The 24,970-nt window shown below is 61.9% G+C and carries 24 protein-coding genes and 2 tRNA genes; 14 read left to right on the top strand and 12 right to left on the bottom strand.

Translation table 11 applies throughout. The annotated features are described in order from the left end of the window. Positions 1–3 precede the first annotated feature (3 nt). Entirely contained in the window at positions 4–1,095 is a 1,092-nt protein-coding gene (mutY, locus tag FHX16_RS04955; RefSeq protein ID WP_183860735.1) for an A/G-specific adenine glycosylase, read from the bottom strand. Between the two features lie 97 nt (positions 1,096–1,192). On the opposite strand from mutY, the gene FHX16_RS04960 reads away from it, so the two are divergent. The 4 genes from FHX16_RS04960 to ppdK all read left to right on the top strand — a co-directional run bounded on the left by FHX16_RS04960 (position 1,193) and on the right by ppdK (position 9,195). Then, the gene (locus tag FHX16_RS04960) at positions 1,193–1,681 is read left to right on the top strand and encodes a DUF721 domain-containing protein (RefSeq protein ID WP_016553043.1); all 489 of its coding nucleotides are present in this window, start codon (positions 1,193–1,195) and stop codon (positions 1,679–1,681) included. 159 nt (positions 1,682–1,840) lie between these two features. Then, entirely contained in the window at positions 1,841–2,533 is a 693-nt protein-coding gene (locus tag FHX16_RS04965; RefSeq protein WP_183859852.1) for a DsbA family protein, read from the top strand. Between the two features lie 78 nt (positions 2,534–2,611). Further along, on the top strand, positions 2,612–6,073 hold the full coding sequence (locus FHX16_RS04970) for a chromosome segregation SMC family protein (protein ID WP_259126692.1): 3,462 nt from the start codon (positions 2,612–2,614) through the stop codon (positions 6,071–6,073). Between the two features lie 398 nt (positions 6,074–6,471). Then, positions 6,472–9,195: a pyruvate, phosphate dikinase gene (gene ppdK / locus FHX16_RS04975; RefSeq protein ID WP_183859848.1), complete on the top strand. Its 2,724-nt coding sequence runs from the start codon at positions 6,472–6,474 to the stop codon at positions 9,193–9,195. Here the strand turns inward: ppdK and FHX16_RS04980 are convergent. Next, positions 9,122–9,403 (bottom strand): hypothetical protein, encoded by a 282-nt coding sequence (locus tag FHX16_RS04980; protein ID WP_183859846.1) that lies wholly within the window; start codon positions 9,401–9,403, stop codon positions 9,122–9,124. The genes ppdK and FHX16_RS04980 overlap by 74 nt on opposite strands. 195 nt (positions 9,404–9,598) lie before the next feature. Between FHX16_RS04980 and FHX16_RS04985 the strand changes: the two genes are divergently transcribed. After that, complete coding sequence (locus tag FHX16_RS04985) at positions 9,599–9,844, top strand: hypothetical protein (RefSeq protein WP_259126693.1); 246 nt, start codon at positions 9,599–9,601, stop codon at positions 9,842–9,844. Positions 9,845–9,862: 18 nt separating this feature from the next. Here the strand turns inward: FHX16_RS04985 and FHX16_RS04990 are convergent, their stop codons facing one another. Next, positions 9,863–10,252 carry a hypothetical protein gene (locus FHX16_RS04990; RefSeq protein ID WP_183859843.1) on the bottom strand — a complete coding sequence of 130 codons (390 nt, stop codon included), beginning with the start codon at positions 10,250–10,252 and terminating at the stop codon, positions 9,863–9,865. 218 nt (positions 10,253–10,470) lie between these two features. Between FHX16_RS04990 and FHX16_RS04995 the strand changes: the two genes are divergently transcribed. After that, positions 10,471–11,376 (top strand): DUF1499 domain-containing protein, encoded by a 906-nt coding sequence (locus FHX16_RS04995; protein WP_183752192.1) that lies wholly within the window; start codon positions 10,471–10,473, stop codon positions 11,374–11,376. A gap of 43 nt (positions 11,377–11,419) precedes the next feature. Here the strand turns inward: FHX16_RS04995 and FHX16_RS05000 are convergent, their stop codons facing one another. The 3 genes from FHX16_RS05000 to FHX16_RS05010 are packed head-to-tail and all read right to left on the bottom strand — an operon-like array spanning position 11,420 to position 13,087. Continuing rightward, the gene (locus FHX16_RS05000) at positions 11,420–11,869 is read right to left on the bottom strand and encodes a thiol-disulfide oxidoreductase DCC family protein (protein ID WP_183859841.1); all 450 of its coding nucleotides are present in this window, start codon (positions 11,867–11,869) and stop codon (positions 11,420–11,422) included. Positions 11,870–11,872: 3 nt separating this feature from the next. Then, positions 11,873–12,790 carry an MBL fold metallo-hydrolase gene (locus tag FHX16_RS05005; protein ID WP_183859839.1) on the bottom strand — a complete coding sequence of 306 codons (918 nt, stop codon included), beginning with the start codon at positions 12,788–12,790 and terminating at the stop codon, positions 11,873–11,875. Beyond that, the gene (locus FHX16_RS05010; protein WP_112661495.1) at positions 12,791–13,087 is read right to left on the bottom strand and encodes a cupin domain-containing protein; all 297 of its coding nucleotides are present in this window, start codon (positions 13,085–13,087) and stop codon (positions 12,791–12,793) included. A 160-nt stretch (positions 13,088–13,247) separates the two neighbouring features. Between FHX16_RS05010 and FHX16_RS05015 the strand changes: the two genes are divergently transcribed. Next, a tRNA-Gln gene (locus FHX16_RS05015) sits at positions 13,248–13,322 on the top strand. 153 nt (positions 13,323–13,475) lie between these two features. Here FHX16_RS05015 and FHX16_RS05020 read toward each other — a convergent pair. Continuing rightward, complete coding sequence (locus FHX16_RS05020) at positions 13,476–13,886, bottom strand: hypothetical protein (protein WP_183859837.1); 411 nt, start codon at positions 13,884–13,886, stop codon at positions 13,476–13,478. Between the two features lie 271 nt (positions 13,887–14,157). Between FHX16_RS05020 and FHX16_RS05025 the strand changes: the two genes are divergently transcribed. Both FHX16_RS05025 and FHX16_RS05030 read left to right on the top strand, forming a co-directional pair. Further along, a tRNA-Pro gene (locus FHX16_RS05025) sits at positions 14,158–14,234 on the top strand. A 232-nt stretch (positions 14,235–14,466) separates the two neighbouring features. Continuing rightward, complete coding sequence (locus tag FHX16_RS05030; RefSeq protein ID WP_183859835.1) at positions 14,467–14,700, top strand: hypothetical protein; 234 nt, start codon at positions 14,467–14,469, stop codon at positions 14,698–14,700. Positions 14,701–14,812: 112 nt separating this feature from the next. On the opposite strand, the gene FHX16_RS05035 is transcribed toward FHX16_RS05030, so the two are convergent. Next, complete coding sequence (locus tag FHX16_RS05035; protein ID WP_016553119.1) at positions 14,813–15,028, bottom strand: hypothetical protein; 216 nt, start codon at positions 15,026–15,028, stop codon at positions 14,813–14,815. 128 nt (positions 15,029–15,156) lie between these two features. On the opposite strand from FHX16_RS05035, the gene FHX16_RS05040 reads away from it, so the two are divergent. Together FHX16_RS05040 and FHX16_RS05045 are read left to right on the top strand one after the other, a co-directional pair. Further along, positions 15,157–15,978, top strand: coding sequence for a bifunctional allantoicase/(S)-ureidoglycine aminohydrolase (locus FHX16_RS05040; protein WP_183859833.1), 822 nt, complete (start codon positions 15,157–15,159; stop codon positions 15,976–15,978). Positions 15,979–16,246: 268 nt separating this feature from the next. Continuing rightward, complete coding sequence (locus tag FHX16_RS05045; RefSeq protein ID WP_183859831.1) at positions 16,247–18,085, top strand: ABC transporter ATP-binding protein; 1,839 nt, start codon at positions 16,247–16,249, stop codon at positions 18,083–18,085. Positions 18,086–18,129: 44 nt separating this feature from the next. On the opposite strand, the gene cysN is transcribed toward FHX16_RS05045, so the two are convergent. The 3 genes from cysN to FHX16_RS05060 all read right to left on the bottom strand — a co-directional run bounded on the left by cysN (position 18,130) and on the right by FHX16_RS05060 (position 21,431). Beyond that, positions 18,130–19,617 carry a sulfate adenylyltransferase subunit CysN gene (gene cysN, locus FHX16_RS05050; RefSeq protein ID WP_183752103.1) on the bottom strand — a complete coding sequence of 496 codons (1,488 nt, stop codon included), beginning with the start codon at positions 19,615–19,617 and terminating at the stop codon, positions 18,130–18,132. Between the two features lies 1 nt (position 19,618). Continuing rightward, positions 19,619–20,572 carry a sulfate adenylyltransferase subunit CysD gene (gene cysD, locus FHX16_RS05055; RefSeq protein ID WP_183859829.1) on the bottom strand — a complete coding sequence of 318 codons (954 nt, stop codon included), beginning with the start codon at positions 20,570–20,572 and terminating at the stop codon, positions 19,619–19,621. Positions 20,573–20,684: 112 nt separating this feature from the next. Next, a complete protein-coding gene (locus tag FHX16_RS05060; protein ID WP_183859827.1) occupies positions 20,685–21,431 on the bottom strand; it encodes a phosphoadenylyl-sulfate reductase in 747 nt (248 codons plus the stop codon). A 412-nt stretch (positions 21,432–21,843) separates the two neighbouring features. On the opposite strand from FHX16_RS05060, the gene FHX16_RS05065 reads away from it, so the two are divergent. The 3 genes from FHX16_RS05065 (at position 21,844) to FHX16_RS05075 (ending at position 23,286) form a co-directional block, all read left to right on the top strand. Beyond that, the gene (locus FHX16_RS05065) at positions 21,844–22,290 is read left to right on the top strand and encodes an Rrf2 family transcriptional regulator (RefSeq protein ID WP_183752097.1); all 447 of its coding nucleotides are present in this window, start codon (positions 21,844–21,846) and stop codon (positions 22,288–22,290) included. A 129-nt stretch (positions 22,291–22,419) separates the two neighbouring features. Beyond that, entirely contained in the window at positions 22,420–22,806 is a 387-nt protein-coding gene (locus tag FHX16_RS05070) for a DUF6152 family protein (protein ID WP_183859826.1), read from the top strand. A 3-nt stretch (positions 22,807–22,809) separates the two neighbouring features. Then, positions 22,810–23,286 carry a DUF6644 family protein gene (locus tag FHX16_RS05075; RefSeq protein WP_183752093.1) on the top strand — a complete coding sequence of 159 codons (477 nt, stop codon included), beginning with the start codon at positions 22,810–22,812 and terminating at the stop codon, positions 23,284–23,286. A 15-nt stretch (positions 23,287–23,301) separates the two neighbouring features. On the opposite strand, the gene betA is transcribed toward FHX16_RS05075, so the two are convergent. Further along, complete coding sequence (betA, locus tag FHX16_RS05080; RefSeq protein ID WP_259126695.1) at positions 23,302–24,954, bottom strand: choline dehydrogenase; 1,653 nt, start codon at positions 24,952–24,954, stop codon at positions 23,302–23,304. Between the last annotated feature and the right edge of the window lie 16 nt (positions 24,955–24,970).

A 24,970-nucleotide genomic window follows, 5' to 3' on the forward strand; every position in this document is an offset into this window, starting at 1 on the left:
CGATTAATCCTTGGCATGTTTGAACGCGAGCGGAATAGCCGCGGTGATTGCTTTTTTCATGACGGTCGGCAGCGCCTGCGAGTCAAGATTTGTAACCGGCTCCCACCAACCGTTATCCGTTTGAATTCGCGAAGGGATCGCGACGCGGTAGATGGAAAGCCTGAGCTCGAAATGGGTGAAGACGTGGGTCACGGTCCCGCAAGGCTCCCACGCCGCCGGAAACGGTGCCGCGTCAGCCGATGTCTCGCCGTCCTGCCGCGCCGTCCAGTGGGTCGTCGGCACCTCGGTCATGCCGCCAAGAAGGCCGCTCTCGATGCGACGCCGCAGCAGAATTTCGCCATCCCCCGTGACCGCGATAAAGGCCGCGCCCTGGCGGATCGGCTTTTCCTTCTTGGCTGCCTTGACTGGAAACTGTTCGGGATCGTGCAGGCGCAGCGCCTCGCAGGATCCCCTGAAGGGACAGAGCGAACAGGCCGGTCGCTTCGGCGTGCAGATCGTCGCGCCGAGATCCATCATCGCCTGCGCGAAGTCGCCCGGCCGATCATTTGGGGTGAGAAGAGCCACCTTCTGCTTCATGTCAGGTTTGGCTGCGGGCAGAGGCGTGGCGATGGCGTAGAGCCGCGAGATCACCCGTTCGACGTTGCCGTCCATCACGGCCGCCTGCCGGTTGAAGGCGATCGCCGCCACCGCTGCAGCCGTATAGTCGCCGATGCCGGGAAGCGATTTCAGTCCGTCCTCGCTGTCAGGAAAGATGCCGCCGTGGTCGCGCGTTACTGCCTCGGCGCATTTCTTCAGGTTGCGGGCGCGCGCGTAGTAGCCAAGCCCTGCCCAGGCAGCCATGACGTCTTCGCTGGGAGCATCGGCAAGGTCGCGCACGGTCGGCCAGCGCGCCAGGAAATTGGCGAAGTAGGGCTTCACCGCCGGCACCGTGGTTTGCTGCAGCATCACCTCGGAGAGCCAGACATGGTAGGGATCGGCCTTGATGCCGCGCGCCGCCATCGGCGGCGAGATGCGCCATGGCAGGTCTCGATGGTGCCGGTCATACCAGTCGAGAAGGGGCTTGGCGGCGGGCGCGTCCAGTGTCGTCGATGTCATCATTTGCCGTCGTGAGGGGAAGTGCCCTATACTTGGCGAAGCAATGCCGCGCGATCAAGGCAGTGGTGCCCGAACGCAGCGCGATCTGAAGGTTTCAATGAGTTATCCACGCAAAGGTGAAAAGCAGATCTCCGAATTGACCAATGGGTTGATCGATCCGGTGCTCGCAAAGCGCGCCGGCATCAACACCGCGCTGCTCGGCTCGTGGGACGAGATCGCCGGCGAGGAGTTCGCCGATTGCACGCGGCCGGAAAAGATCGCCTGGGCGAGGGGTAACGATGACGGCGGTTTCCGCCCCGGCGTGCTCACCATCGCCTGCGAGGGCGCTCGCGCCCTGTTTCTGACGCATGCGCAGGGCGAACTGATCCAGCGGGTCAACAGCTTCTTCGGCTTCGCCGCCGTTCACCAGATCCGCATCGTCCAGAAACCTGTCTATCAAGCGATCAAGCGCTCCCGTACGCCACCGCCGCTAAAGGGTGCGGCAGCCGCAAAACTGGACGAGATGATGGAAGGGATCGAAGGCGACAAGCTGCGCGAAGCGGTAAAGCGTCTTGGAACGGCCGTGTTGGGAAAGCGCGGGCGCTAGCGCTTCCAAGTATTGCTCCTGCAATTCTGTCCGCAATTTAATCTGGCGGTCCAACCAAGGTCACAATTCTTTGAAGAAAGTTGGCGAAGCGTGCCTTGTTCGGGGCATCGAGCCGTTATATCGCACTGTCAGCCACTACTCTCATTTATGGGGAACTTCATGCCGATTTCCGAAATGCAACTGACGAAACGCCAGCTTCTGGGCGGCGTGGCTGCCGCGACTGCGACGCTTGCGGTTTTCAGCACCGCACAGGCCGCTGTCGAAGTGCCTAAGCCCGATGGCGACGTCGACATGGCTGCCGTGCTGAAGCCAGGCGAACTGCCGGAAATGGCGCTCGGCAAGGAAGACGCCCCGGTCACGATCGTCGAATATATGTCGATGACCTGCCCGCACTGCGCCCACTTCCACACGACGACCTTCGACGAAATCAAGAAGAAGTACGTCGATACCGGCAAGGTGCGTTTCATCATCCGCGAATTCCCGTTCGATCCGCGTGCGGCTGCCGCCTTCATGCTGGCGCGCTGCAATCCTTCCAAGCCGGAAGAATTGAGCACGGCCGAACAGTATTTCCCGATGGTTGCCATGCTGTTCAAGCAGCAGCAGACCTGGGCGGCTGCAGATGATGGCCGCGGTGCACTGCTTCAGATGTCCAAACTTGCTGGATTTACTGAGGATAGCTTCACGAAGTGCTTGACGAACCAGAAGCTGTTGGATCAAGTGAACGCAACGCGGGAAAGGGGTTCCAAGGAGTTTGGCGTCAATGCCACGCCGACGTTCCTCATCAACGGCAAGCGCTATTCTGGAGACATGACGGTTGACACCATGTCGGCCCTTATCGACAGCCTGCTCTAATCTGAACCGTATCCGATCGACGGGCGACGGCCGAAGCCGTGCGCCCGTCTTTTGCTATATCAGGCGCGGGGATACGGCATGAAGTTCAACAAGCTTCGTGTCGTCGGCTTCAAGTCCTTCGTCGAACCCACCGAATTCATCATCGAGCGCGGCTTGACCGGTATCGTCGGCCCGAACGGCTGCGGCAAGTCGAACCTCGTCGAAGCACTTCGCTGGGTGATGGGTGAAAACTCGTACAAGAACATGCGGGCGTCCGGCATGGACGACGTCATCTTCTCCGGCTCCGGCAACCGTCCCGCTCGCAACACCGCCGAAGTCGCGCTTTATCTCGACAATGCCGCGCGCACCGCGCCTGCCGCCTTCAACGACAGCGACGAGATCCAGGTTACGCGCCGCATCGAGCGTGAGCAGGGATCGATCTATCGCATCAACGGCAAGGAAAGCCGTGCCAAGGACGTGCAGCTTCTCTTTGCCGACGCCTCCACCGGTGCCCGTTCGCCGTCCATGGTCGGGCAGGGGCGGATCGGCGAGTTGATTTCGGCCAAGCCGCAGGCCCGCCGCCAATTGCTCGAAGAGGCAGCCGGCATATCAGGCCTGCATTCGCGCCGCCACGAAGCCGAGCTTCGCCTGCGTGCTGCCGAAAGCAATCTCGAACGCCTTGACGACGTAACCTCTCAACTCGAGAGCCAGATCGAGAGCCTGAAGCGTCAGGCCCGTCAGGCAAGCCGCTTCAAGTCACTGTCGGCGGATATCCGCGCCCGCGAGGCGCTGCTCCTGCATATCCGCTGGGTGCAGGCCAAGGAGGCGGAAGCCGATGCCGACAGCGCGCTCAATCAGGCCACCGTGGTCGTCGCCGAAAAGGCGCAGATGCAGATGGAGGCCGCCAAGGTTCAGGGCATTGCAAGCCTCAAGCTGCCTGAGTTGCGCGATGGCGAAGCGCGCGCCGCCGCCGCATTGCAGCGCCTGCAGATCGCCAAGACGCAGTTGGAGGAGGACGCCAATCGCATCCTGCGCCGCCGCGACGAACTGACCCGCCGCCTTGCGCAGCTCGGCGAGGACATCCGCCGCGAGGAGCGGCTGGTTGCCGACAACGCCGAGATCCTGGCGCGGCTGGACGCCGAAGAGGGCGAGATAACCGAGATCCTTGCCGATTCCGACCGTTTTGCCGAGGAAACCCGCGAGGCCTTCGAAGAGGCTTCGGCCAAGCTCGCAGACAGCGAGCGCGTCTTCGCGAGCCTGACCGCCGAGCGCGCCGAGGCCGCTGCCGGGCGCAACCAGCTCGAGCGTGCCATTCGCGATCTGGCCGATCGCAAGATGCGTCTTGAACGGCAGATGGACGAGGCCAACCGCGAGCTGTCGGCCATCGGCGAGAAGATTTCCGGCCTGCCCGATCCGGACGAGAAGCGGGCCGTGGTCGAGGCGGGCGAGCAGGCGCTTGCCGAGGTGGAGGCCGCGATCCAGGGCGTCGAGCAGGCCTTGGCCGCTGCTCGCCAGACCGAGGCTCTTTCCCGATCGCCGGTCGATGAGGCACGCGCAAAGCTGAATGCCATCGAAACGGAAGCCCGGACGATTTCGCGTATGCTGGCGGCCGGCGCCGCCGCAGGCGAATTTGCGCCGGTTGCCGATGAGCTTCGCGTCGATCGCGGCTTCGAAACGGCGCTCGGTGCGGCGCTTGGCGACGACATCGAATCGCCGCTTGATCCCAAGGCGCCGGTTCATTGGTCCGGCAATGGTGACGGCGCTGCGGATCCGGCATTGCCATCAGGGGCGACGCCGCTGACCAACCATGTTCGTGCGCCGGCGGTACTGATGCGCCGCCTGAAGCAGATCGGCCTGGTCTCCGGTTCGGATGCTGCGGCGCTGATGAAGGATCTAAAGCCTGGCCAGCGTTTGGTGACCAGAGAGGGCGCCGTCTATCGCTGGGACGGCCATGTCACCGGTGCGGATGCGCCGAGTGCGGCTGCACTCCGGCTGGCGCAGAAGAACCGGCTCGCCGAACTCGAAAGCGAAACGGCACTTGCCCGCGACATGCTTGATGAAGCAGAGGAACGGCTGGCGGGTGCCGCTGATGCCATTCGCCTTCAGGAGCAGCGCCTGGCGGAGGCTCGCGAGAAGAGCCGGATCTCGGCGCGGCAACTCGCTGAGGCGCGCGAAGCGCTGGCAGCAGCCGAGCGGGCCTCTGGCGATCTCATTCGACGTCGCGATGTCATTGCAGAAGCCGTCAGCCAGCTTCAGATCCAGCTCGAGGATCTCTCGATTCAGGAAGAAAACGTCAGGATCGAGCTGGAAGATGCACCTGATCTGACGGCGATCGACGAACGGCTTCGAGCGCAGCAGGCAGAAGTCGGGACCGATCGTGGCGCACTCGCCGAAGCACGGGCGCGCCATGAAAGCCTGAACCGCGAAAACGAAGCCCGCCAACGCCGCATCATTGCCATTGGGCAGGAGCGCGTGACCTGGCGCCAGCGTGCTGCCAGCGCCGAGGACCATATCGCAACCCTTCGCGATCGCGAGGAGGAAGCGCGGGAGGAAGCGGCCGAGCTCGAAATGGCGCCCGATGAGTTCGACGACAAGCGCCGTGCGCTGTTGACCGAACTCCAGAAGGCCGAGGAAGCGCGTCGCCATGCGGCCGATGCGCTTGCTGAAGCGGAGGTCGTGCAGCGTGACGCCGACCACAAGGCCGCGACGGCGCTATCCGAACTCGCCGAAAGCCGCGAGCGCCGCGGCCGCGCCGAAGAGCGGCTGGTCTCGGCGCGGGAAAAGCGGCAGGAAACCGAGGCGCGAATTCGCGAGGCACTGAATGTCGCGCCACACGAGGCCCTTCGACTTGCCGGACTAGAGTCGCTGCAAGCGGCACCCGACCTTCGCGAGGTCGAGCGCGAACTCGAACGCCTGAAGATGGAGCGCGAGCGCCTTGGCGCGGTCAACCTCCGTGCCGAGGAAGAGCAGAAGGAATTGAGCGGCAAGCTCGCGGCGCTGATCAAGGAACGCGACGACGTGATCGATGCGATTCGCAAGTTGCGTGGCGCGATCCAGAGCCTCAATCGCGAGGGTCGCGAGCGCCTGCTCGCCGCCTTCGACGTTGTCAACGGCCAGTTCCAGCGTCTCTTCACCCATCTTTTCGGTGGAGGCACGGCCGAACTGCAACTGATCGAGTCCGATGATCCGCTCGAAGCCGGCCTGGAAATTCTCGCCCGCCCGCCCGGCAAGAAGCCGCAGACGATGACGCTCCTTTCGGGCGGGGAGCAGGCGCTGACGGCAATGGCACTGATCTTTGCCGTCTTCCTGACCAATCCGGCGCCGATCTGCGTGCTGGACGAAGTGGACGCCCCGCTCGACGACCACAATGTCGAGCGCTATTGCAACCTGATGGACGAAATGGCCGCCTCCACCGAAACGCGTTTCGTCATCATCACCCACAATCCGATCACCATGGCGCGCATGAACAGGCTGTTCGGCGTGACGATGGCGGAGCAGGGCGTATCGCAGCTCGTGTCGGTCGATCTGCAGACGGCTGAACAACTGCGTGAGATCGCCTAAACAAGCCGCTGACAAAAAGCCCAAAAAAAGTCGAGCCGAATTGGCACATCTTCACCGTTGGGTGATGTTTTTCTACTGATCTTGTATTAGAGATTGCTTCATGTCGCTGCCGAATTGCCGCGAAGCGGTATCGGCTGCAGAGTTTTCTGTGCGACGCGATCGGAGCAGGCCTTTGGCGCTCTGACTGTCCGCATGGACGAGACCCCCCGTCCGGTTTTTCCTGGCTGGACGGACAGAAGGCTTTGCGGGACTTTGTTGCAGTCCCGCAAAGCTTTTTCTCCCTTCAATCGCTTCAGTCTGCCGCAGTTGTTGTGCGACGCAACATTTCGGCCGCATTTGTCGATTTTCATTTCAACACCAACGGATTAAGTTGATCCGGATATGGTGTTGGGGGGAATATGACCAAGTGGGTCTATACATTTGGCAACGGTCAAGCAGAGGGCAGTGCCCTCGACGTTGAGCGTTTGGGCGGCAAAGGCGCAAACCTCGCGGAGATGTGCAATCTTGGCCTTCCCGTTCCTCCGGGTCTGACGATCATCGCTGACGCTTGTTCCGCCTACTACAAGAACGGGCGACAGGTTGCCGAGGATCTGAAAGCGCAGGTCCGGACCGGCATCGAACGCATCGAGGAAGCGACCGGCCGGCGGTTTGGCGCGGGTGATCGACCGCTGCTGCTGTCGGTGCGCTCTGGTGCGCGTGTTTCGATGCCGGGAATGATGGACACTGTCCTCAATCTCGGCCTCAACGATGAAACCGTGCAGGCGCTCGGCCACGATGCCGGCGACGCCCGTTTCGCCTGGGACAGCTACCGCCGCTTCATCCAGATGTATGCCGACGTCGTCATGCGCCTGGACCATGAAGTGTTCGAGGAAATCCTCGAGGATGAGAAGGCCAGGCTCGGCTATGAATTCGACACGGAACTGACCGCCAGCGAATGGCAGCATGTGGTCTCGCTCTACAAGGGCATTATCGAGGAGGAACTGGGCGAGGAGTTTCCCCAGGATCCGGAAGTGCAGCTATGGGGCGCTGTCGGCGCCGTTTTCTCGAGCTGGATGAGCGCCCGCGCCGTCACCTATCGCCAGCTTCACAATATTCCTGAAGTCTGGGGAACGGCCGTCAATATCCAGGCGATGGTCTTCGGCAACCACGGCAATTCGTCTGCGACCGGCGTCGCCTTCACGCGCAATCCGTCCACGGGTGACAAGTCGCTCTACGGCGAATTTCTCGTCAATGCACAGGGCGAGGACGTCGTCGCCGGTATCCGCACGCCGCAGAGCATCACCGAGGAGGGTCGTATCAGCTCCGGTTCCGAACGACCGTCGATGGAAAAGTTGATGCCTGATGCCTTCAAAGAGTTGTCGCGCATCTGCGCCGAACTCGAGGCGCACTATCGCGACATGCAGGACATCGAATTCACCATCGAGCGCGGAAAGCTGTGGATGCTGCAGACCCGCTCAGGCAAGCGTTCGACGCGCGCGGCGATGAAAATCGCCGTCGACATGGTCGATGAGAAAGTAATTACCGAAGAGGAAGCGGTACTTCGCATAGAACCCTCATCACTGGACCAGCTTCTGCATCCGACGATCGACCCGCGTGTGTCGCGCGAGATCATCGGCACTGGCCTTCCGGCATCGCCGGGTGCCGCGACCGGCGAGATCGTGTTTACGGCCGAAGAGGCGGTCATAGCCTCGGAGGAGGGGCGCAAAGTCATCCTGCTGCGCGTCGAGACAAGCCCGGAAGACATTCACGGGATGCACGCGGCCGAGGGCATTCTGACGACACGTGGCGGCATGACCAGCCATGCCGCCGTTGTCGCCCGCGGCATGGGCATCCCCTGCGTGGTCGGCGCCGGGAGCATGCGCATCGACGTACGCAACGAGCGGCTGATCGGCGTCGGCGTCACACTGAAGAAGGGCGACGTCATCACCATCGACGGCTCGGCGGGACAGGTGCTGAAGGGCGACGTGCAAATGATCCAGCCGGAGCTTTCGGGCGATTTCGGGCGCATCATGCAATGGGCCGACCGGGCACGGCGGATGACGGTGCGCACTAACGCCGATACGCCGGCGGATGCGCGCGCGGCTCGTTCCTTCGGCGCTGAAGGCATCGGCCTTTGCCGCACCGAGCACATGTTCTTCGAGGGCGATCGCATTCAGCTAATGCGCGAGATGATCCTGGCGGAGGATGAAACCGGCCGGCGCACCGCGTTGGACAGCTTGTTGCCGGTGCAACGGCACGATTTCACCAGCCTCTTCAATGTCATGCATGGGCTGCCGGTGACGATTCGTCTGCTCGACCCGCCGCTGCACGAGTTCCTGCCGAAGACGGACGAGGAGATCGCCGACGTTGCCGCCGCCATGGGCATGGATCCGGCGTTGCTGCGTCAGCGCGTTGATGCCCTACACGAATTCAATCCGATGCTCGGGCATCGTGGCTGCCGGCTGGCGATTTCCTATCCCGAGATCGTCGAGATGCAGGCACGCGCGATTTTCGAGGCGGCGGTCGCGGCGGCCCATGAAACCGGCGCTGCCGTCGTGCCTGAGATCATGGTGCCGCTCGTCGGGTTGCGCGCGGAACTGGATTACGTCAAGGAGCGCATCGACGCCATTGCCGGCGACGTTATGGCGGAGGCCGGCATGCGGATCGACTATCTGGTCGGCACGATGATCGAGCTGCCGCGCGCAGCCCTCAGGGCCCATATTATTGCGGAAGCGGCGGAGTTCTTCTCTTTCGGTACCAACGACTTGACGCAGACGACCTTCGGCATCTCGCGCGACGATGCGTCCGCTTTCATACCGACCTATCAGCGCAAGGGGATCATCGAGCACGATCCCTTCATTTCACTGGACTTCGATGGTGTCGGCGAGTTGATCCGCATCGCCGCAGAACGCGGTCGACGTACGCGTAACGATATGAAGCTTGGAATCTGCGGCGAACACGGCGGCGATCCCGCATCCATCCATTTCTGCGAGGAAATCGGATTGGACTACGTGTCCTGTTCACCCTTCCGCGTGCCGATCGCCCGCCTCGCCGCCGCGCAGGCCGTCATTAGTAGCGATACTGCCGCCAGTATGGGCGCCCGTAGTAGGACGGGTCCAGCTCGAACGCCATCCCCATCATGAGCCTGTCGCTATCATAGCGATACTGCGCGCGGCGGTAGAGATCGATGCGCTGCAGGCAGGCGGCAAAACCGTTGGTCCTAGGTTTGAAGCCATAGCGTAGGCACTGGTCTTCGTCAGCGGCGCGCTGCTGCTCAGGCGACAGCGACTGGCACGCTGACAGGCTTGCGGCGGCTGCGATGAGCGCGAGGGATAAAGCGAGGATACGCATCGGTGTTTCTTTGCAACGAAAATTTCCCGCAATGAGATGACGCCAATCACGGGTTACAGTCAACTAAAAGAATGGCTTAGGGTTACGAGCCGGTTCTGCGATCGCTGCGTGTCGACCGATCCGGGCGCGCGAACGGCTTTCGCCCGCCCGGGATCGCCTGTAAGAAGGCGGCTTGCACGATACTGGAAGGCAAGCATGGCACTGCGCGATCGATTCTCGAAGAAACTGACCTGCCCGCAATGCGGCAATACGGGTTTTGCCGAAGCCTCCGAAATCGATGATCCGAAGCGCAAGCATCCGGGTTTCAGCGTCGACCACTTGCCGCGCGGCTTCTTCATCCAGCGCCCCTCCAATCATCAGGAAACCTGCATGATCATATGCGAATGCGGCCGCAAATTCCCGTTTCGCAGTGTGGCCGAGGCAGCCGTGGCGCGCGATTAGCCCTGAAAGAGCTCGAGGTCAGAACCGTTCGAGGACCTTGATGAAGGCATCGGCGAATCGGACGAGGTGGGCTGTCGCGGGGTCCGGTGCTTCCATCCGGATTTCGGTGCCGCTGTGATCGAGTACAGCGAGAACGACACGCATCTTCTCGTTGGAGGAGGGGATGCGGAGCACGGCGATCCGTTTGCAGTCGTCCATCAATCCCTCGGCGGGAAGGTCGAAAAGGAATTCGCCGCCGGCCTTGGCCGAAGCCACGCGCACCGTCTCGCAGAAGTCGGATTTGCCGTCATATCCATCGAGGGACAATTCCAGTTCCAGAAGCTCTATCGGCAGAAGCGGATCTGCATGATCGGTTGTCGCCCCCAGCGTCGGCGCCTGGGTTCCCGATGCGAGCTCCGGTGCAATCATTGCCCTTCTCCTGTTGGTCGGTTGCAGCGCGAACCACACAACTGCAAATCAACGAATATCAGAAAATGCTCACGCACGCCATTGTCGTCTTCTCCGTGGATTGCGTGCCTCGGATCGACACAACAGTTTCAATTTAGGCGAATCTTGCACTAAACAAGTCGAGGGCGATTTTGCGCGTTCATGCGGGACGCGCCGCTTGCGAGTAACCGGTAAGTTTGATGGCAATCCGTTTCGACCGCCCCGTTTCAAGTGCCGCCCGCTTCTCGCGGCGCTTCGGGGCATTTGCGCTGGTTCTTTGCCTTGCCGCTCTGGTCGGTCACCGCTTCGCCGGCCTTGCCACGCCATACCTGGTGCTGGTGCTGATTGTCTCTGCGGGCTTCGCACTGCTGGCAGCGCTGCTTGCCTTCGCCGGCCTCCGCAGCCTTTGGCTGACAGGGGCCGAAGGTGGGCTGGATGCCTTGAAAGCCTTGATTTTTGTTGCTCTTCCGCTGGCGCTCGGCGCAATTGCTGCCGAACGATATTTCATGCTGCCGGCAATCTACGACGTCTCGACCGATCTCGTCTCCGCCCCGGATTGGCTGAAGACGCCGAATGCCGACCAGATCTGGCTGAAGCGCCCGCCAGCTGCGACGCCGGAAGACCGTGAAAAGCAACTCGAGGCCTATCCGGAGCTGACCGGCCGTCGCTACGACGGTGCGATAGACCGCGTGCTCCAGGCCGTGAAGAAGGTCGCCAAGCAGAGCGGCATTCGGATCACTCGCGCCGATGGCGACGACGAGCCAAGCGATATCGACGATCGGCCGGTCAAGCCGCAGCCGGATGATGGCGCGGTTGCCGAGGCACCGGAAGCCGTGCCGATCCCGACGCCGCGGCCTTATGATGACGATGTCGCGCAGCTGATTCGCCGGGCCAATGGCGTCACGCTCCAGGGCGAAACCCGCACCTTGGTCCTCGGCTTGCGTTTCGACATCGTCATCCGTTTGCGCGAAGAAGCCGAAACCACCCTTGTCGATGTCAGGGTCGCCTCACGCTACGGCCCTCACGACCTTGGCCTCAGCGCCGATGTTGCCGAGGACTACCTGAAGGCTCTGGATTCCGAATTGCTCGGCATCGCCGGCAGCTAGTCGCGTTTCGGTTTAGCCGTCGGAACCAGTCGTCCCCGATTGATTACCCTAGGAATCGGCGCCTCTGATCCGGGCTAGGCACGAAGCAGGTGGTTCGCCTGCCGGCAATGCGCAGACGGTTTCGCGCCACGAATTCGTAGAGCCTGTCGGCAAGCCCCCGCGGGAGCAGTCGAAGGACGCCTACAAGTGACCAGGGAAAGCCAAGCGCTTCGATCATACGGATCGTCCCTCTCGACTTGAAGTGCGCGCGTCCGTCTTCGATCAGGATATTGGTTTCGTAGTCGCGTCCATCGAGCCCGTAGTGGCGATAGAGCGCTTCCCCGAGTGGCGATTGCGCCGCAAGAAAGCGATAGCGCTCAGCCTTGTCGCGCCTCAGCACGAACTGGACCCACGCCGAGCAGAACACGCATTCTCCATCGAAGACGATGAGAGGCTTGTCATCCGCGAATTCGGGCACGCCGGCATCGGCGCGATAGCTGTAGGCCTCGCGCACGGACTATCTCCGCTTTGCCGGCCGGTATGACCCGAGCAGGGCAGGCGGCCCGTCGGTTTCGATCTCACCGCGCTCCAGCAGATCCTCGATATGGGCAAGCACCGAGAGGGCGGCGGCGCCGTGCAGGCGTGGATCCGTTTCGCGATAGATGACCTTTACCATTTCGGGAATGTTGCGATCGCCGGCTCGGATGCGGCCGAGCACAGCCCGTTCGCGCATTCGTCGATGGGTTTTCAGCGCCCGCATGAACGAGATCGGCTTGTGCACGGGGCCCCCATGTCCCGGAAGCAGAATGCGGTCATGCCGCGCAATCAGCTTGTCGAGGGAGGCCAGGTAATCCGACATGGAGCCGTCTGGCGGTGCGACGATGGAAGTTGCCCACGCCATGACATGATCGGCGGAAAACAGGATCCCCGTCCCCTCGAGCGCGAAGGCCGCATGGTTGGCGGTGTGTCCCGGCGTCAGGACGCCGGTCAGGCTCCAACCGTCGCCCGCGATCGTTTCACCATCGCGAATTGTGATGTCGGGTCTGAAATCCAGGTCCGAGCTCTCGGCAAAAGGGTTGATCTCGCCTTGGTACAGCGGGCGGGCGGCGCGGTGCGGTCCCTCGGCCACGATCCGTGCCCCGGTCGCCGCCTGCAGGCGCCGCGACAGCGGCGAGTGGTCGCGATGTGTGTGGCTGACGAAGATGTGGGTGACCTCGCGTCCGTCGAGCGCTGCCAACAAGGCATGGAAATGTGCCTCGTCTTCAGGGCCGGGATCGATGACGGCCGTGGATTGATCCCCAATGATGTAACTGTTGGTACCGTAGAAGGTGAAGGCGCTCGGGTTGTTGACCGTGATGCGCTGTACGCCCGAGGCAACTGGCACGGCTTGGCCATATGCGGGCTCGAAAGCCAGATTGAATTCGGGACTTGCCATTTATTTGTATTCGATCTCGATGAAGGACATCGGCTGATCGCCGGCATTGACGACATTGTGCTCGGTGCCGGCATCGCGCCGGTAGGCGGCGCCCTTGGCAATGTCGACCCTGCGGCTGCCGTCCTTCTCCTCCAGCAGGAACTGGCAATCGGTCATCGGCACGACGACGTAGCCCATTCCATGCGTATGGACGCCCGTATCGGCGCCCGGCTCGAAGTCCCAGCGCGTGATCCGAACCACGGCGTCGTCGAGCAGCAGCGTTGCGAGGGCAGGCGGTCGGGCACGGTATTGGCTCATCGTCACTCCATCGTCCGGGACGGCTGAGGCGAGACCTAGCATGGTGACGCAGAAAGCGCACAGAAATATGCCACGGCCCGAAACTTAATGATTGTGACGGCAGGCGAGCTTTGCTAAGCAGGCGTCGATTTGGCAAGCGGTCTCCGCTTTCAAGCTCTGGTGGGGCGTCGCCAAGCGGTAAGGCACCGGTTTTTGGTACCGGCATTCCCAGGTTCGAATCCTGGCGCCCCAGCCACTGAACTCCAGCAATGATAAACACTCGCTTGCGCAGATGTCAGCTGCGACCGAAGCCGCGTGGCGACACGCGATGAGTGGCACCCACTCGATACAAAAAAAGGCGACCCGTCGTAGGGCCGCCTTCCAAAGCCACTTGCTGTGCCGGTTCTTACTACGCGGGCTGTGCCGGTGCCAGGAACTCGGCACAATAGGACGGGCCGCTGACGCCCGGGATGTCGCCGACGACGCGGATGCTGCGGATCGTGTAGTCGGAGCTGGTGACGATTTCGGCCTGGCAGCGCAGGTACTGCGTGCGGGCCGCCGCGATCTGCTTGCCGCGCTTGCCGTCCGCACCGTCCGCATATTTTGCCGGAACGCGCACGGTCTTGTAGCCACCCTTCCAGGTGTAGGTGACGCCAGAGCCGTTTTCGACGTCGTTGATCGGCGGGCCGAAGGCGGCGAAGAACTTTCCGGCGGACTGGCCAACCCAGCGGCTGGAAATCGGATCGGCAGAGGTCTGAATCGTCGTGCAGCCGGCAAGCGCAATGGCAAGCCCAGCCGCGGCAAAGGTGCGGAGTTTCATTCTTTCGTCCCTGAAATGTTGTCGCGCATTCGACGGCGGGAACTGCTGGTCTGCAGCGGTTTCCGCTTGTCCCGCCGAGCGCTTTAGCGCGGAACCCGGCAAAAGAAAATCGGCCGACCTTCGCAATCGCAAAATTTGCCGCAAGTGTGTCTTTTTGTTCCACTTACGCGGCCGAGATGGGGGCTGGCCGCGTCTGTAAAAAATGCGCCGGCTTTTGAATTTTGGTGCTTGCGCAACAGGATGGGCCGGTCTATAGAGGCGCCGCTGGTCACGGAGTGTAGCGCAGTCTGGTAGCGCACCACGTTCGGGACGTGGGGGTCGAGTGTTCGAATCACTCCACTCCGACCAGCCGAAAAGCCCGCGAAAGCGGGCTTTTTTCTTTGCTTGCCGCCCAGGTCATGGCGCGGCAGCACCGGCCCTTTGTTCTCACCGCTTTGCCGAAAGGCCTGCTTCGTCGGCGTCGCAAACAGACGCCTAATTGTCGCTTTTCGGTATTCATAAATATAAGCGAGGACTAAAGTACCGTCCTTCACACAAAATATATCAGACAAGCGCGCGTCGAGCGGGCGAGGAACAGTGCATGAAGGCCTCGGAGTACAGAGCTGCGGTTGCCGTCACGGGACTGGGCGCCGCGGGTGTCGAAAGGCTGTTTGCTGTCGACCAGATCACGTCGCGTCGCTGGGCTTCAGGCGAAGCCGAAGTGCCGCGCGCGGTCGGCCTATGCCTGCTGTTGATGGCGTCGGCGAACGTTTCGGTGGCGCAGGCTGAGATACTGGCCGACGACACCGATACTGGACTTGCCAAGATCGCCTGAGTGTCCGTCCGCTCATCGCGAAATCGGAGTGCAAGACCGGTCTGGCTCGACGTATCCGCGTCGCCCTACCTTGCGGACAGGCGGCGAGATTGTCCGGTTTTGACGTATATCCTTACACCCCAAGAATGGCATCGATCTCGGCAATCAGGGCGGCATAGCTCTCGATATGTCGATAATACTCGTTGCGGATCTGTTCGGTGATGTCGGAGAGCGGGCCGGATCCCTCGGCACGGAAGTGCTTCACATCATTCTCCGTCATGGATTTGAGGTTGCCCTCGTACTCCTTGACCTTCTCAGCATAGTCTTCCCGAAGTTTTTCCAGACTCATGGCATCTCTCCTCAGGCGGCCAGGCGCTGTGGACATTCTGCCGCGTGGTGGCGGCAATCTAAAGGTTGCCTAGAATAGATGCGGCGCTTAAAGCAGATTGACAATCCCGGCCCGTGAAAAGTGAATCAATGAGCAAAGCAAACTTTTATTCCAACATGGGCGGCCTGCCGCCGCAGACCGAACTCCTGTCCAGCAAGGCCGTGTTCACGACAGCCTATGCGGTCATCCCCCGCAGCGTGATGACGGACATCGTCACCAGCTATTTCCCGCACTGGGAAGGCACGCGCGCCTGGGTGATTTCCCGCCCGCTGACCGGTTTTTCCGAGACGTTTTCGCAGTACATCATGGAAGTGCAGCCGGGTGGCGGCAGCGACCGGCCAGAACCTGAGAAGCGCGCCGAAGGCGTGCTCTTCGTGGTCGACGGCGAGATGACCGTCGAGTTCGAGGGCGCCTCGCATGCAATGCGCCCTGGTTCCTTCGCCTTCCTGCCTGCCGGCTCCCGCTGGACGCTGTGGAACAAGAGCGCGGCGCCCGTGAAGTTCCACTGGATCCGCAAGGCGTTCCAGGAGGTCGAAGGGCAGGATCCGCCGCCGGCGATCTTCACGCATGAGGAAAATCATCCGCCGCAGCCGATGCCCGACACCGACGATGCCTGGGCAACGACCCGCTTCATCGATCCGGCCGATCTTCGTTACGACATGCACGTCACCATCGTCACGTTCGAGCCGGGCGGCGTCATTCCGTTCATGGAAACGCATGTGATGGAGCACGGCCTCTACGTCCTCGAGGGCAGGGCGGTCTATCGCCTCAACAGGGATTGGGTAGAGGTGGAAGCCGGCGACTTCATGTGGCTGCGCGCCTTCTGCCCGCAGGCCTGCTATGCCGGCGGTCCGGGCCGCTTCCGCTACCTGCTCTATAAGGATGTCAACCGCCACATGCCGCTGTGGTAGGCGCGCTGGCGAGGCCGACAAGCCGGGACCGTCAGGCAGGACGCCGGCATATGATCTGACATACCCGGTGCTGGTTTTGCATTCTGGCGACGCCAGCGCCGACTGTTGCGCGCAGATGACATCTCGCGCCTTTCGCCAGCTGCGATATTGAGAAGACCGCTCTTGTCTGCGATGCTTGGGTCTCAATTCCTGCAGCTTCGGGAGACCAACATGAAAACGATCCTGTCCAACCAGAAAGGAAACATCGACCACAAGGACATGACGCTTCATGATTTCTCGGTTCTCGCGCGCAAGGAAAAGCACGCCACGCCATAAATCCTCTCTTTGGGTCTTCCGGACCCGGCAGATCGATGCCGACCGTGAACGCCGGCCTTCGCGCTGGCGCAAATTTCTCTCCTACTATCGGCCGCATCTGCCTTTGCTGCTGGCGGACCTGTTTTGTGCAATCCTCGTTGCCGGCACGGCGATCGCGCTGCCGCTCTGCGCCAACTACGTCACGCGCTATCTTCTGACGCTGAGCGATACGCCGCAGGCCTTCGGGGAGATTCTGGTTATCGGGGCCGCCATGCTCGCGATCCTCGTGCTCCAGAGCGTCGCCATCTTCTTTGTCGACTATCAGGGCCATGTGATGGGTGCCCGGATCGAGGCGGCGGTTCGCCAAGAGCTCTTCGAGCACTGCCAGAAGCTCTCGTTCAGCTTCCACGACACGCAGCGCACCGGTCAGCTGATGAGCCGCATCACCAATGATTCACTGTGGTTGGGTGAGCTTTTCCACCATGGTCCCGAAGACCTCTCCATCGCCGTGCTCAAATATGGCGGGGCAATGGTTGTCCTGTTCTACATCGATCCGCCGTTGGCCGGCATCATCCTTCTGCTTACACCGCTGGCCATCGCCTATGCGTTGCATTTCAATCGACGCATGAACCGCGCGCTCGACGCCAGCAAGCAACAGATCGCCGCCGTCAACGAGCGCGTCGAAGATGCCTTGGCGGGCATTCGTGTCGTCCAGTCCTTCGCCAACGAGGCCAGGGAGAAGGAGCGCTTCGCCGATCTCAATCAGGGCTTTCTCCGCAGCCGTGCTGACGGCTACCGCAGCGAGGCCTGGTTCTCCGTTGGGACGGAGACCTTCGCGCAGCTCATCACCATCCTTGTCATCATCGTCGGGGCTATCCGCATCCTGACGGCGGAGCTCACCGTCGCCGATCTCCTGACGTTCCTGCTTTGCGTGGCGGTGCTGGTCGACCCAGTCAGGCGGTTGGCCAACTTCGTACGGCTTTGGCAGGAGGGCTACACCGGTTTCGTCAGGGCCATGGAGATACTGGAGATCGCACCTGACATCACGGACCAGCCCGGAGCCCGGCCTTTGTCGGTTCCTCACGGGGAAATCACCTTCTCCGAGGTCACGTTCGGCTATGCTGACGAGGGCGCCAGCGTGCTCGACAACGTTTCCCTGACCATCGCGCCGGGCGAGTTCGTGGCTTTGGTGGGGCCTTCAGGCGTGGGCAAGAGTACGCTTTGCGCACTCATCCCACGCTTCTACGACATCCAGTCCGGGGCAATCCGCATTGATGGTGCCGACCTTCGCGACGTGACGTTGGCGTCGCTGCGCCGCCATATCGGCATCGTACAGCAGGATGTGTATCTGTTCGCCGGCACGATAGCGGAAAACCTGCGCTACGGACGGCCGGACGCGACGGATGCCGAAGTGGTGGCCGCCGCTCGTGCCGCGAACGCGCATGATTTCATCATGGCGTTACCCGACGGCTACGACACAGATATCGGGCAACGCGGGGTCAAGCTCTCGGGCGGCCAGCGCCAGCGTCTCACGATCGCTCGCGTTTTCCTCAAGGACCCGGCGATCCTGATCTTCGATGAGGCGACGAGCGCGTTGGACAACGAGAGTGAACGCGCGGTGCAGCGTGCGCTGCTGAGTTTGGCGAAGGGGAGAACAACGCTGGTGATCGCCCACCGTCTGTCGACCGTTCGCCACGCCGACCGCATTCTGGTTCTCACGGGCGATGGCATCGTCGAGCATGGAACCCATGAGGATCTCATGGCCCATGACGGGGTCTATGCCAACTTGCATCGGGTGCAGGCGAGCATGTAGAATTCGTGGCCCGCTCGATTGGAGCGGGCCACGGCAAACATTCGTCAGATGTCGCTGGCCGCGTTCGACCAGAGGTCGGATGCTTCAGCGGCCGTCATGCGCCGCACCTCCGCCTCGTGGCGGCGGTTGGCGAAAAGCTCGCTGGCCATGATCTGGTCGGCGAGATCGGCCGGCAGAGACAGGATCACGCGGGCGTCGCCGCCGTGGATGCCGCCGAGTTCGCTCCGCTTTCCTGATATCATGCCGCCGGCCACCGTGTTGTTGGTGTCGGGATCGATCAGGATGAAGGAGCCGGATGCGCGGTTTTGTTCGTAGGGATCGAAGATCGCCTGTTCGTCGAAGGCGAGGCGTACCTTGCCGATCGCATTCATGTAGAGCGTGTCCACTGGAGCCCAGGCACCCGTCTTCAGCTCAAGCTGTGCCACCGGCTGTACCTGAACGCGCTGGCGACGGCTACCGCTCTTCAGCCAGTAGCGCTTGCCGGCTTCTATGCCCTCAGGCTGCAACGCCACGATCTGCGCATCGAAAGAGAGGCCTACCTGCGGCTGGCTGTCGATCGAGACGATCATATCGCCGCGGGCAACGTCCACCTGTCGGTCGAGGACTAGCGTGATCGCGTCGCCGGCAACGGCGGCGTTGCGCACCAGATCGAAGGTGACGATCTTGGTGACGTTGGCGACCATGCCCGACGGCAGGATCATGACGCTGTCGCCCGGCTTGACGGAACCGCCAGCAACCGTGCCCTGGTAGCCACGGAAGCTTTCGCCCGGGCGCGATACGCGCTGCACCGAGAAGCGGAAGCCGGTCGCCTGCGACGAGCGGACGGTGGCAAGCTCGAGCGTCTCGACCAGCGTCGGGCCGGCATACCACGGCATCGCTGCTTCGCCGGAGTAGACGACGTTCTCGCCCTTCAAGGCCGACATCGGGATCGCGGTGATCTGCTTCACGCCGAGCGACAGGGCGAATTCGCGGAACTCGTGCGTGATCTTGTCGAAGCCGGCGCGGTCGTAGTTCGTCAGGTCGATCTTGTTGACTGCAAGTACGAACTGCTTGATGCCGAGCAGCGAAGCAATCGTCGCGTGACGGCGCGTCTGCTCGAGAATGCCGGCGCGTGCATCGACCAGCAGAACGGCGAGATCGGCGGTGGATGCGCCGGTCGCCATGTTGCGGGTGTACTGCTCGTGGCCGGGCGTATCGGCGACGATGAAGGAGCGCTTGTCGGTCGAGAAATAGCGATAGGCGACATCGATGGTGATGCCCTGTTCGCGCTCGGCCTGCAGGCCGTCGAGCAGGAGTGCAAAGTCTGGCAGGCCGAGATCGTTCTGCTTGCCGGTGGAATCGCGCTGCAGCGTGGCGGCCTGGTCTTCCTTGACTGCCTTGGTGTCCCAAAGCAGGCGGCCGATCAGGGTGGACTTGCCATCATCGACGCTCCCGCAGGTGATGAGGCGCAGCGGTCGCGAGTCGCGGGTCGCCGTCGCGGGTTCTGCGGCGGGCACGGCGAGGGCGTGTGCGGCGGTTACGGCTGCGGTCATCTCAGAAATATCCTTCACGCTTCTTCTTTTCCATGGAGCCGGACTGGTCGCGGTCGATGGCGCGGCCCTGTCGTTCGGAAACCGTGGCGATTTCCAGCTCCGCGATGATGTCTTCAAGGGTGGTGGCGGTAGAGCGGATCGCGCCCGTCAGCGGGAAGCAGCCGAGCGTACGGAAGCGGATGGAATCTTCCTGCTTGGTTTCGCCGGGCAGCAGTTCAAGCCGCGGATCGGAGGCAGCGATCATCATGCCGTCGCGCTCCACATAGGGGCGCTTTGCCGCGAAATAGAGCGGCACGATCGGAATGTTTTCCGCCTGGATGTAGCGCCAGATGTCGACTTCGGTCCAGTTCGACAGCGGGAAGACGCGAACGCTTTCGCCCTTGCGGATCTGGCCGTTGTAGACGTTCCAGAGTTCCGGGCGCTGGTTGCGCGGATCCCAGCGATGGTCAGGCGTGCGGAAGGAGTAGATACGCTCCTTGGCGCGGCTCGCTTCCTCGTCGCGGCGGGCGCCGCCAAAGGCTGCGTCGAACTTTCCGGCGTCGAGCGCATTGCGCAGCGCTTCGGTCTTCATGATGTCGGTGTAGCGCGCCGAACCGTAGGTGAACGGCGTGATGTTTTCGGCGGCACCGCGCGGATTGATGTGCTCGATCAGGTCGAGATCGTACTTCTTTACGATCTCGTCGCGGAAGGTAATCATCTCCGCGAACTTCCAGCCGGTGTTCACGTGCAGCAGCGGGAAGGGGACGCGGCCGGGGTAGAAGGCCTTGCGTGCAAGATGCAGCAGGACCGACGAGTCCTTGCCGATCGAGTACAGCATCACCGGCTTTTCGAATTCGGCGGCGACTTCGCGGAAGATATGGATCGCTTCGTTTTCAAGCGCCTTCAAATGCGGGTCGAGCGGCGGCTTGGCGCTCTGGGGATTGCTGAGTTCCGTATCCGGACGGCTATCGGGCATTTCTAACTCCAGACTTCGATCATTCCAGAAAGGGAGGCATCCGGAACGAGGTGCATTTCAGACTTCGAGGAGCGCAGGCGGGAAGCCGCGCTCCGATCCCGAAGTCGACGGGTTACTGTTGCGCGGCAATCGCCGAGGCTTCTTCAGCCACGTGCAGGCCGCATTCGCGCTTTTCGTCCTGCTCCCACCACCAGCGGCCGGCACGCTCCGGCTCGCCGGGCTTGATCGCCCGCGTGCAGGGTTCGCATCCGATCGAGGGGTAGCCACGGGCATGCAGTGGATTGACCGGCACACCGTTGTCGGCGACGTACGCCTTGATGACGTCGATGTCCCAATCGGCGAGCGGGTTGACCTTCAACAGGTGGCGCTCGGCGTCATACTCGGCAAACGGCGTTTCCGCGCGGTTGGCCGACTGGCCGCGGCGCAGACCGGTGATCCAGATGGTTGCCCCATCGAGTGCGCGCGCAAGCGGCTTCAGCTTGCGCACGCCACAACAGGCATGTCTGGCTTCGACGCTTTCGTAGAAGCCGTTCAGGCCGTATTTTGCGGCATAGGCGTCGATATCGGCCTGCTCCGGTTCGTAGCGGCTGATGTGGATGTCGTATTGCTTCTCGGTCTCGTCGATCAGCGCCAGCGTTTCCGGAAACAGACGTCCCGTCTGCAGCGTCGCGACGTCGATCGGCAGGCGGTGATTGCCGATTTCGGCAGTGATGACCTGGTCTTCGATGCCGAGGGACGTAGTAAAGACGACGCGGCCACCGAGACCGGCGACGAACGACAGACGCCCGGCAAGGTCAAGGCCTGAGAGTTTCGCGTTCAGCGTTTCCGCTTCAGCGTTTGGATTGGCAGCAACAGTCATGGGGATCCTGTCCTTGATGTTGGCCGGAGTATCGCAGGTCAGGCTTGGATCGGACAGAAAAACGGATTTCGAAAGCGGCGGCGATAGGAGCAAATATCTCTCCCCGGCCGCTGCAATGCGGAAAAGCAGCCGCGCCAGCAATGGTTCGCAGCGGTCAAACTAATTGTCTATTGATTTAGTAGGGTAACACATTGCCTGTCAATCGGAAATGTGAAGTGATGACATCTAGGGTGCATTTTGGCGTAAATTTCGACTATTGGCCGAGGGTGAAAAAACAAGGCCAAAAACCTTGTCTCTCAAGGGTTTCGCCGGCTTGTTCAAATTCCGTTCATGCGGCGCATGCCATAGAGGCAGGACAGAGCTTGCGGTGGGTTCCTGATTCCGCCCGCCATGTGTGTGTCGACGGTCAAAGATGATTACGCAGAAGGCAAAATATGCGCTAAGGGCGCTGACAGTATTGGCGGCAGCCGATGACGGCGAGCCGGTGATGATTTCCGACATTGCGGCGCAGCAGAAGATACCGAAGAAATTCCTCGAACAGATTTTGCTCGACCTGAAACATCAAGGTATCGTCGTCAGCCGTCGTGGCAAGCAGGGCGGCTATCTCCTGCTGAAGCCGGCCGACATGATCACCTTCGGCGAGGTATTACGCATCATCGATGGCCCGATCGCACCGCTTCCATGCCTGTCGATCACTGCCTATCGCAAGTGCGACGACTGCGATGGTGAGCAGAACTGCGAGATCCGCCACGTTTTCGCCAAGGTGGCCGACGCGACCCGCAAGGTCCTGTTCTCAACCACGATTGCTGATGCCGTTGCTCCGGCAAAGGTCGCGCAAGTGACCCGCATGCTCGCCTAGGGCTAGGTCCCATCGACCGTTGGCCGCTCCACTTGGCATTGTGCTCCTGCCTCAAGATTCGGTGAGATAGCTTTCCGTCGCCCGACGCTGCGCCAATTCGCTCCTTTGCAGAGGTAGGGAGAAACGAACATGCACGTCATGGACACGAAACGAATGATAGTCGGTGCAATCCTCGTAGTCACCTTGGCGACGGGAGCCGCCGCGCATCACGGCTGGTCGTGGGCCGAGGGTGAGCAGACGGAATTGCGGGGTACCATCGAGAAGATAACGATGGGAGGCCCGCATCCGACCCTCGATGTTGCGACCGCCGACGACGGCGTCTGGCTTGTCGAACTTGGCAACCCCAGGCAGACCGAACGCTCGGGCTTTGTCGAAGGATCGGCCAAGAAAGGCGATTCGATCGTCGTGCTTGGAAACCGCTCGCAGAAGCCCGACGAAAAGCGGATGAAGGCGGTACGGATCACGGTCGCCGACAAGCGTTTCGACATCTATCCGGAACGGATTCAGACGAACTGAGCGATGGCGATCGAGCTCCTGGAATGGCTCGCCGCAACCCCGTTGTCGTCAGGGCTGCGGCGCTCGGCGCTTGTCTACATGGCAGTCAATGCCGCCCATATCCTTTCGATCGGGCTGCTGATCGGGGCGATCCTGCCACTGGATCTGCGGCTGATGGGCTTGTTCGGCTCGCTGCCGCTGGCGGTGCTTGGCCCGTTCCTGTCACGGGCCGCGGCCGTCGGGCTTGTGGGAGCTGTTCTCACTGGCTTTGCTCTTTTCAGCGTCAAGCCGATCGAATACGCCGAAAATCCGGCCTTCCTGGCGAAGCTGGGGGTGTTGGTCCTCGGCATTTTGAACGCGGCCGTCGTCCATGCGCAAGCAGCCTGGCGACGGGCCGTGTCGGGCTCTTCGCCCGCCTTCAGCTTGCGCCTTCAGGCGGGCCTCTCCGCAGCGGTGTGGACGTCCGCGTTGCTTGCCGGTCGCTGGATCGGCTTCGTCTGATAGCGGTCGGCAGTTCTACCGATCGCTCGTTTCCCAGCGCGGGTTGATCCAGGGCTCCTGGTTGGAGCGCGGCAGAGGCTGCTTGCCGAGGATGTGGTCGGCTGCCTTCTCCCCCGTCATGATCGACGGGCCGTTCAGGTTGCCGTAGGTCACATGCGGGAAGATCGACGAGTCGGCGACGCACAGACCGTCGACGCCGATGACGCGCGTCTCAGGATCGACGACGGCCATCGGATCGGTCTTCGCGCCCATCTTGCAGGTGCCGCAGGGGTGATAGGCGCTTTCGAGATGCTCGCGCAGGAAGGCGTCGATCTCCTCGTCGGTCTGCACTTTCTCGCCCGGCTGGATCTCCGGTCCGCGATACTGGTCGAAAGCCTTCTGGCCGAAGAGCTCGCGGGTGAGCCGCACGCAATGGCGGAATTTCTCCCAGTCCTCAGGATGGCTCATATAGTTAAACCGAATGACGGGGTCCGCCTTCGGGTCCGACGAAGCCAGCGTGACGTTGCCGCGCGACTTCGACAGATTGTAGCCGACATGCACCTGGAAACCGTGGCTCTTGGCTGCCGCCTTGCCGTCATAGCTGATCGCCACCGGCAGGAAATGGTATTGGATGTCGGGCTGCTTGACGCCGGGCGCCGAGCGCAGGAAGGCGCACGCCTCAAACTGGTTCGAGGTGCCAAGGCCAGATTTGGTGAACATCCATTGCGCGCCGGCGACCCCCTGCCAGAACCACGGCAGCCATGAATAGAGCGAAACCGGCTTGGTGCTGACCTGCTGGAAATAGAATTCCATGTGGTCCTGCAGGTTTGCGCCGACGCCTGGCCGGTTGGCTTTTACCTCGATCCCCATGTCCTGCAGGTGCGCCCCGGGCCCGATACCCGACAGCATCAAGAGCTTCGGCGAATTGAACGACGAAGCCGAGACGATCACTTCGCGGGTGGCCTTGATGACCTCGATCTTACCGCCGCGCTCGATCTCGACACCGACTGCCCGGCCGTTCTCGATCACCACCTTCTGGGCGTGGCCATAGACGACCTCGACGTTCGGGCGTTTCAGCGCTGGCTTCAGATAGGCTGAGGCCGCCGACCAGCGACGGCCGCCGAAGATCGTCTGCTCCATCAGCCCGAAGCCTTCCTGCTTCGAGCCGTTGTAATCCTCTGTCGTCTCGAAGCCTGCCTGCTTGCCGGCTTCGACGAAGGCGCGGAACAGTGGGTTGCGGAAGACGCCGCGCTGGACGTGCAGCGGCCCATTGGTGCCGCGCCAGCCTTCCTCGCCGCCGTGGCTGTGCTCCATCCGCTTGAAGTAGGGGAGAACGTCGGCATAGGCCCAGCCCTGCGCGCCGAGTTCTTCCCAGCGATTGTAGTCCTCGGCGTGGCCGCGCACATAGACCATGCCATTGATCGAGGAGGAGCCGCCGATCACCTTGCCGCGCGGCGCAGTGATGCGCCGGTTGTTTAGGTTCGGTTCGGGCTCTGAGAGATAGCCCCAGTTGTAGCGCTTCATGCTCATCGGCCAGGCAAGCGCCGCCGGCATCTGGATGAACGGCCCGAAATCCGAACCGCCCGCCTCGATGACGATGACGGTATTCTTGCCGTCTTCCGAAAGCCGGTAGGCCAGTGCGGAGCCCGCCGATCCGGAGCCGATGATGACGAAATCTGCCTGCTGCATGATGTGCTTCTTTTCC

The organism is Rhizobium sp. BK661, from assembly GCF_024808825.1.
GTDB lineage: Bacteria > Pseudomonadota > Alphaproteobacteria > Rhizobiales > Rhizobiaceae > Rhizobium.